This window comes from Oceanibium sediminis (assembly GCF_003265325.1).
In the GTDB taxonomy this organism is placed as follows: domain Bacteria; phylum Pseudomonadota; class Alphaproteobacteria; order Rhodobacterales; family Rhodobacteraceae; genus Halovulum; species Halovulum sediminis.
The window spans coordinates 23142-30312 of the sequence record NZ_QGNX01000016.1 but is presented as its reverse complement, the minus strand read 5'-3'; the positions used below and the strand labels follow the sequence as shown (position 1 = coordinate 30312).

At 59.2% G+C, this 7171-nt stretch carries 5 protein-coding genes and 1 tRNA gene; 2 read left to right on the top strand and 4 right to left on the bottom strand.

Features of this window, described 5'->3' with window-relative positions:
- Window positions 1–116: 116 nt before the first annotated feature.
- Window positions 117–812, bottom strand: a complete 696-nt coding sequence (gene tmk, locus DJ029_RS20050) for a dTMP kinase (protein ID WP_198671210.1) — start codon at window positions 810–812, stop codon at window positions 117–119.
- Here tmk and DJ029_RS20045 point away from each other — a divergent pair.
- Together DJ029_RS20045 and DJ029_RS20040 are read left to right on the top strand one after the other, a co-directional pair.
- Entirely contained in the window at window positions 793–2181 is a 1389-nt protein-coding gene (locus DJ029_RS20045) for a B12-binding domain-containing radical SAM protein (protein WP_112324257.1), read from the top strand. The genes tmk and DJ029_RS20045 overlap by 20 nt on opposite strands.
- A 50-nt stretch (window positions 2182–2231) precedes the next feature.
- Window positions 2232–3662: an HD domain-containing protein gene (locus tag DJ029_RS20040; RefSeq protein ID WP_112324256.1), complete on the top strand. Its 1431-nt coding sequence runs from the start codon at window positions 2232–2234 to the stop codon at window positions 3660–3662.
- Window positions 3663–3849: 187 nt separating this feature from the next.
- On the opposite strand, the gene DJ029_RS20035 is transcribed toward DJ029_RS20040, so the two are convergent.
- From DJ029_RS20035 to DJ029_RS20025, 3 genes are all read right to left on the bottom strand, one after another.
- Window positions 3850–5352, bottom strand: coding sequence for a TniQ family protein (locus DJ029_RS20035; RefSeq protein ID WP_112324263.1), 1503 nt, complete (start codon window positions 5350–5352; stop codon window positions 3850–3852).
- Between the two features lie 212 nt (window positions 5353–5564).
- A tRNA-Arg gene (locus DJ029_RS20030) sits at window positions 5565–5641 on the bottom strand.
- A 60-nt stretch (window positions 5642–5701) separates the two neighbouring features.
- Entirely contained in the window at window positions 5702–7111 is a 1410-nt protein-coding gene (locus DJ029_RS20025) for a sensor histidine kinase (protein ID WP_232823154.1), read from the bottom strand.
- Window positions 7112–7171: the final 60 nt, after the last annotated feature.

The following is a 7171-nucleotide window of genomic DNA, read 5'->3' as shown; positions in this document are numbered from 1 at the left end:
CCGCCAGCCGTGGTCTATTGGCAGAGAAATGATATCAACCAACCCGATCAGCAGGTGCAACGAGTAGCTTAATTTACGCCAGATCCTGTCCAACGGATGGGGAGTAGCTCAGGTGGTTAGACGTGGATCAACCCGGACTTCTTCACCTCTGCCAGGATCAGGTCGGCGACCTCTTCCTCAGAACGACTCGCGTCGATCACTCGGCATCGCCCCGGCTCCCTTCTTGCCAAAGTGAGTAAGCCGCTCCGAATTCGCGCGAAGTCGCGTGTGATTTCGGAAGGGTCGTCAGACACGTCGGCGCCTCGGGCGGTTCGCCTATGCAGTGCAATGTCGGGCTCGATATCCAGGACAAAAGTTAGGTCGGGCATGGTATCGCCCACCACCTCCGAGGCGATAGCGAGGAACAGCTGCTCCGGCACACCGGTCTCGTGCACTTGGAAAGCGTAGGTGGAGTCTAGGTACCGATCGCTGACCACCCACGAGCCGTCATCGAGCGCAGGCCTGATCACGTTGGTTACATGGTTCGCGCGCGCAGCGGAGATCAGTAGCATCTCCTCGAGATGAGAGAGCCTCACCGGGAGATCGGCCACCAGGATCGATCGGACCTCGGCGCCGATCATGCCGCCATCCGGCTCTTTCGTCTTGATGACGTGGAACTCCATTTTCCGTAAAGCGGCAGCTAAACGTTCGCTCTGAGCTGATTTCCCGCTACCATCGATTCCTTCGACACTTACAAATGGCATAAATTTCTCCATATACAGATTTAGTATAGAAATAAGAGTTTCCGACAGGATGTTCAGATCAAACCACATTACCTTTGTCTCAGCCGGTCTGCTCACCCCAAAAAAACGGGACCACGCCCTAGCTCGCCGACAATTGTATTTGAACTACGGCGCGTTGTCTCTGGCGACCAAGCTGGGACTGAAAGGTTACGAAGTTTCACTAGTTCACGGCGAGCATAGCTCGCCAGAGGAACTATTTCGACAGCTCGTGGATTGCGGTCGTTTTCCGTCGATCTACCCTCTCATGGTATCGATCCCCAGCTTCTACGCCCTGCCTTGGGCACAGTCGTTCTGCAAGTTAGCCAAGGCTTTCGATCCGCATTGCCGGATTGTCGTGGGCGGACGCTGGGTCGTCGGCCCAGATCCGGTCTGGCTTCAGGGCGTTCTGCAGGAGGCTGATGTCCTCGCGCCCGGCCTCAGCGAGAGCGTCATCGAGAGTTTGCTGACGGAAAACCCGGTGCTCTCACGTATCGCCGAGCCGACGCCCAGCTTCACATTGAACCATCGGCTGGTGGACGATTTCCAAAAGTACCAACCAAGCATTGAAGCATCTCGAGGCTGTGGCATGGGCTGCGCCTTCTGCGAGGAGCGCGACATTAGGGTGGAGAAGCTGAGTGACGGCGCGAAACTCGCGGTGTCGATGGCTCAGGTGCAAGCTCAATATGACGGTGGGGAGATCCGTCCCTACCTACAATCTTCGATGTTTTTGCCGAACGTGCGATGGGCGGACGACTTTGCAGAACATGCCTACCATCTAGGCATCGCGTGGAGGACAGAGACGCGTGTAGACGCCATCACCGCCAAAACCGTCGAGCATCTGGCACGGGCCGGACTGCGGGTCTTGGACCTAGGACTCGAGAGTGCCTCTCCGCGTCAGATCCTGGCGATGGGGAAGGCCAGAGACCCCGACCGTTACCTGCGGGCGGCTTCCGAGTTGTTGTCGGCCTGCCGCGCGAACGGCGTGAAGGCCAAGATCAATGTATTACTGTACGCTGGGGAAACGCGCTCGACTCTCGACGAGACGACCGCTTGGCTGGACGCGCGAAGCGACGCGATCGCGGGCGTCTCGGTTGGCCCGGTGCTCGCCTACGGCCCCCCGAAGACTGCGGACATCCTAATCAAGGGCTGGCGCGAACTTGGAGCACGACCGATAGACGATCGTTCCGCCGAATTGTTGGGCATCACCCCCATACATTTAAGCCCGGACTTTCCGGCGGAGGCTACAGAAGAGGCAAGTCTGGCCCTTTCCCGTCGTTTTATGGACGAAGATTCGTATTTCGCCCTGAAGAGCTTCTCCTACTATCCAAGGGACTACGGTCGGAACGACTTCGACAAGGACGTGGCGGCTTCCGACCCGGCCGCACTTCCCTTCGTCGTACGGCACACCACTGCGGCGTAACCCGCCCGATGACAAGATCACAACGGCAATACGCCAACAGAGGAGGATTTATGACAGCTAAGATGATCAAGGACCCGATTCACGGTTCCATCGAATTTGAGGGCGAGGCCGAACTCGAACTAAAGTCGATGCTGTCGGACCCATACTTTCAGCGATTGCGCCGGGTGAAACAGTTGGGCTTTGCCGACTTCGTTTTCCCGTCGGCCACCCATTCGAGGTTCGGCCACTCGCTGGGCGTCTATGCCGTGGCTAAGCGCCTACTGTCAGTCGTGGAGCCCGACGTCAAAAAAGGCAATTGGTCGGAAAAGGGGCATGCTTGCCTCGCTGCCGCCCTTCTGCACGACATCGGACATGGTATGTTCAGCCATGCTTTCGAGAACGCGATAAAAATGTATGAGACACGCAACCGACTGGTAAAAAATAGTCCGTTAGCGGCGGCCGTCGACCACGAGCTGATCAGCCCGAGGATCATCCTTGATTCCTCCATTACCCGCGTGCTCGAAAAAATGGGCGGCAAAGATTTTCCTAGGGCGGTGGCAGACATGATCGCCAAGAAGGACGAAACGTGCATCTACACGTCTCTCGTCTCGAGCCAACTCGACGCGGACCGGTTGGATTACGCCAAGCGTGATCCGTATTTCGCAGGGGTTTCTTCGGGTGGGATCGATCTCGACTGGCTGATGCGAAACTTTCGGGTCGGACACGGATCCAACGGTGACTTCCTATACGTAAACAGCAAAGCATATATTTCGCTCGAGCAGTTCACTGTCACCCTTTTCCAACTTTACCCGACTCTTTACCTACACAAGCGGACACGAGCGGTTGAGTACATGTTCTCGCTGCTGATGAGCCGCGTTTTCGAGCGTATCGCCACCGGGAACGAGACGCGGGCGGGACTGACAGAGAACCACGCACTGGTCCGCTTCTTCCGAAATCCTGGAAATCTCGAAAACGCGCTGTTGTTGGACGACAGCCTGTTTTGGGGTTCGTTGCATCTGTTCCAGGAGGCCGAAGACGCAGATATCAAGAATGTGGCCGACCGCATCGCAGCACGACGCTTCTATCCAATGCTTGACGTGTGGCGGCTCGCTGACGACGTGGCGGCCGGGAATTCGGCGGTCAAGGCAATGAAGGCCGGGCAGCGCGTTAAGGTGCTCAACCAAGTTTGTACCGAAGCTTCCGAATGCCTGCAAAAACAGGGCTCGCTGTGGACCGAAGGATGCTACTATGACAGGTATCCGCGTGAGATCTACAAACAGCGCAATATCGACGGCGGTCATCCTCAGCAGATCAACGTCGAGGTCGGTGGCAAGATCGTTGACATTGCCTCGATCTCCCCGATCGTCGCGAGCGCGGCGCGTTTCAGCATCCATCGCATTTATTACGACGATGCCGACCCGGGGCTTGGACCCCGCCTCGAAGCCGAAATCAGGACGGGCGTGAATACGCGCTTGGAGGAACTGCTTGCCACCGGTTCCTAATCGGGCGGGGCACGAACAGCACGCCTCAACTGAAGCAGTAGGCTCCATATGCAGCGAGGGGTAGCTTTCTCCCGCACTGCTACCTTGGCAGATGCGGCATGCCGCACCCAAGGTAGAACGGCAGCTTTGGGAACCTCTTCCGCGCATGACGAGGGCGGTTACGATGGGCTGCTTTGGGCCGAAAGTGTCATTTTTCGGTTGTTAGGTCGGCATTTACATCCTCGCGCCAGTAGATCCGGCTTAGATCATGAGGCATCGCCAACAGGGCCACATTGGCATTTCTAAGCTTCATCGACAGTGAACCTTGTGGACGCTGCATGACTTCCGCGAGCTCGCCCAAGGAAATAAAGGTCTCTCGGAAACGCGTCAGACTGTCAGCGGCAACAACAGTCGCCCCTCGGCGGTAGAGCTCTGAGGTATCCACGCCGCACAACATTCCATGTTGGATCAAATACCCTACTGTTTTGGCAGTCACTCTTAGCTGCCCGGCAGCGTCACCGATGGAAAGGCGGCTCTCCCGTGCGGGATTAGTTTCGTCCATAACAAATGTTCTGGATTTTCTACCTTCAGATGAACGCTTTGCGTTTCGAAAGGACTTTTGCTCGCGCTCGTAGGCGTCGAGCATTCTCTGGGTAACAAAACTCATCGGTACGATATCGCCACCAGCGTCACGCTTTGCGAGACCTCGGTAAATCAGATCCTCCGCATTGCGCTTGGCGAACCCCTTCAGCGAAACCGACTTCTGTGGGTTCGATGAAGCCATTCCCTCCGAAGGCACGCCAAGCACCAGCACCCCTTTTCTGACGGAAAAATTATCAAAGACGTGTCGCCGCACGACGTCACGCAGGGGCTCGAACTCATCGCCGAGACTCCGGCTCTTCAGCCACGCCATCCAGGGGCCAAAGAGTCGACCGAAAAACCTGCCGTCCACGACGTCCTCGCGAGCCATATCGGCAAGACAATTGGAAAGGGCTACAGGTCCGTCTTTCAGTGTGTCGTAGCCCAAGGCACCATAGCCCATCCAGTCTGGCTCACTGTGCCCCGACAGCACAGCATCTGGCCCCTTTGCGATACGCAGGCCCAGCACTTCACATGCCCGCGACGCCACGTTGAGTTCGAGGCGGTCGATCCATCGGTCGCCCCGCCCGCTCAGGATGCGGTTCGTGAGATACGCCTCGAAAGCGCTGGGGGTTGCCTGGACCACCGGCTGATCCAAAATCCAACCGTGGTGTTTTCGCATCTGCGCCGCGAAGTCTCTGGCGTCCTTGTGAAATTTCTCGGCTGGAATGCTGATGAGCATGCAGCTGTGTTTCGGGCAGTTCCTGATCGACGAGAATTTCCACTGGAGGCGACGCGGCACGCGCCACGACTCCGCTGCTGACGGCATCTCGGACCGTATGCACTCCGGGCAGACGCGGATGCGCGTGCGCTGAAAGCTCTGAAGGGAGGCGAATTCTTCCCTCAGACGGAAATGGCCTTTACCGAGGTGACGGATAGACACCCGCTCCAATGCGCCCAGGTCACACCCTGCAAGCTGGGCCAATTGCTCAATAGCCACTTTCTCACCACGAAAGAGCGGGTCGATCGGAAAGGCAATGTCGCCGCAAAACCTCTGCATCGAAACGGCGCCGTTCCTGGCCGCAAGCCGCGACAGCAAGGAAGTAGCCGGTTCGCACGCGGCATGTGCCACCGTCAGCGGCAACTGCGGGAAGTTCGTTCCGGGAGTGGCAGGTAAGCTTTTGACCAAGCGAGGCTTCCGGGATCAGACAAAGACTGGATTGGCCGGATCTTACGATCACCCGCTCAACTGAGCAACGTCGCTATGATTTCAGGAAATTCCGCCGACTGGGTCAGTTACCTGTCACAAAAGTCGCTTTTGCTTGGCATCTGACAGGATCAAGGTGGCGGACCGAGGAGGATTCGAACCCCCGACCCCTTGATTCGTAGTCAAGTACTCTATCCAGCTGAGCTATCGGTCCGTGGAGCGCGTGATACCCCCGCGCCGGGGGGTTTGCAAGCCCTATCCGCGCGGTTTCTTCTCAGGCCGCGACAGGGCGTTGTCCGGGCAGCGTGATGCGGAAAACCGTACCCTCGACCGAGGTCTCCTGCAGCTCCAGCGCGCCGCCGTGGCCGCGGATGAGTTCGGCCGCGATGGCAAGGCCCAGCCCGGTACCGCCGCGGCGTGCGCCGCCCTTGAACGGCTGGAAGATATGCTCAAGCGCCTTCGGGGGCAGGCCGGGGCCGGTATCGCGCAGGATGATCTCGCATCCCATCGGCGTGTTCTGCGCGGAAACGCGGATCTCGCCCGGCTTGTGGGTGGCCGCGATCGCCTGGCGGGCGTTGCGCACGAGGTTGTTGAGCACGCGGAACAATTGCTCCGAATCGGCGGAAACCTCAATCTCCGGCGCCACGTCGCAGACCAGGTCCACGTTTGCCCCCTCTTCGCGCAGGCGGTTGCTTTCCATCACGTCCTGCACGATGGCGCGCAGGCGGTGCGTGCGGATTTCCGGCTCCGGCTCCTCGGCCTTGCCGAAAGCGAGGGTGCGTTCACAAAGGTTGATGGCCCGGTCGAGAGAGCTGAGCAGCTTGGGCGTGGTGCGCTTCACCGCCGGATCCTCGCTGCGCTCCAGACGGTCGGCCAGAAGCTGCGCGGTGGTCAGCATGTTGCGCAGGTCGTGGCTGATCCGGCTGACCGCGCCGCCCAGTGTCGCCAGCCGCTCTTTCTGGCGCAGGGACTGGGTCAGCTGGTGCTGCAAATCCGCAAGAGCCACCTCTGCCGTGCGCACCTCCGTCACGGAGGAGCGGGGCGAGATGATGCGGCGCTGATCCTCCGGGTCGTCGCGATAGCTTGTCATGTGACCCACGACGCGCGCGATCGGCTTGACCATGAAGCGGCGCACGGCAAGGAACAGCAGGAACGCCGTGATGACCGAGATCACCAGGCTGAGCCAGAGGATGTTCAACCCGTAGGCGATCATCGCCGCCCGCAGCGGCGCTTCCTTCAGCGTCACCTCGATCATCACCCCGCCGCCCTTCACCGGCAGGCCGATCACCCGGATGACACGGGCGTCGTCCCCGGTGCGCACCATCGTCTTGAGCGCGTCCTGGATCAGGACCAGCGGATGGGCGTCGCGCAGGTCATAGGTTTCCGAGACGGGCACGGGCATGTCGTCGGACAGGATCAGTTCCCGCATCGCGTCGCGGCGCAGCACGATGTTCAGCACTTCGGCGTTTTCCAGCAGTTCGCGCTCGAGATCGGTGGCGACCATGTCGTTCGGCGTCGCCAGCAGCGATAGCGAGGCGAGCTGGCTCAGCTCCAGCCGCTCTTGCAGGTATTCGACCCGGAAACGCGCCACGGACGGCACGAAGATCAGGATTTCCGCGATCATCACGAAGATGACCGTCAGAACCAGAAACCGTCCGCTGAGCGAGTTCATAAACCGGGACATGCGGGGCTTTCTTTCTGCTTCGGACGCAATCTATGGGCGCCGGGCCTCCGGAACAAGCAC

What these genes read in the sequence shown, in the direction of transcription:
- DJ029_RS20040 (WP_112324256.1), top strand. Translation starts at nt 2,232, where the DNA reads ATGACAGCTAAGATGATCAAGGACCCGATTCACGGTTCCATCGAATTT.
- DJ029_RS20045 (WP_112324257.1), top strand. Translation starts at nt 793, where the DNA reads ATGTTCAGATCAAACCACATTACCTTTGTCTCAGCCGGTCTGCTCACC.
- DJ029_RS20025 (WP_232823154.1), bottom strand. Translation starts at nt 7,111, where the DNA reads ATGTCCCGGTTTATGAACTCGCTCAGCGGACGGTTTCTGGTTCTGACG.
- tmk (WP_198671210.1), bottom strand. Translation starts at nt 812, where the DNA reads ATGTGGTTTGATCTGAACATCCTGTCGGAAACTCTTATTTCTATACTA.